This is a genomic window from Brevibacterium sp. ZH18 (assembly GCF_022748595.1).
Classification (GTDB): domain Bacteria; phylum Actinomycetota; class Actinomycetes; order Actinomycetales; family Brevibacteriaceae; genus Brevibacterium.
In genome coordinates this window covers 1-575 of the sequence record NZ_JALDSX010000114.1, presented here as the reverse complement: position 1 = coordinate 575, position 575 = coordinate 1, and the positions used below count along the sequence as shown (strand labels likewise).

Annotated in this window: 1 protein-coding gene; it reads right to left on the bottom strand. The window is 61.7% G+C overall.

Annotation, left to right across the window (positions count from 1 at the left end; all coding sequences use genetic code 11):
* Nucleotides 1-575 (bottom strand): transposase (locus MPN20_RS17165; protein WP_242784083.1); only part of this gene is annotated, 575 nt, incomplete at both ends.

The window sequence follows — 575 nt, the reverse complement described above, 5'->3', positions numbered from 1 at the left end:
ACAGCGTCGGGCAGTTCCTCAACTGAGGCTGTTTTGAAGCCGGAGAATCCGTCCATCGCGACGACGTCGATGCACTCACGCCAGTCCTTCGGGCGGGCTTTCAACCATTGTTTGAACACCTGCTTCGACCGTCCGGGCACCATGTCGAGCAACCGTGCCGGGCACCATGTCGAGCAACCGTGCCGGGCACCATGTCGAGCAACCGTGCCGGGCCTGTGGCCTTGGCTGATCGGGGTGAGGTCGATGATGACGGTGACGTATTTGTCTCCCCGGCGAGTGTGTCGCCACACGTGCTCATCGACACCAATGACAGACACACCGTCGAAACGATTCGGATCGTTGATCAGCAGCCGGTGTCCTTCGGCCAGGACCGCGGAGTTCGCGGTATGCCAGGACACAGCGAGCTTGTCAGCGATCACGGACACGGTGTCGTGATCAACGACGAGTGCACGCAGTGCCCAATCGAGTCCGGACCGGGAGATCTTTGCCCGGGGTGGTGCCGCAGCCGTGGTGTCCTGGCGCCAGACGTGGCCGCATTCGATGCACTTGTAGCGACGCACTCGAATGTGGAGTGT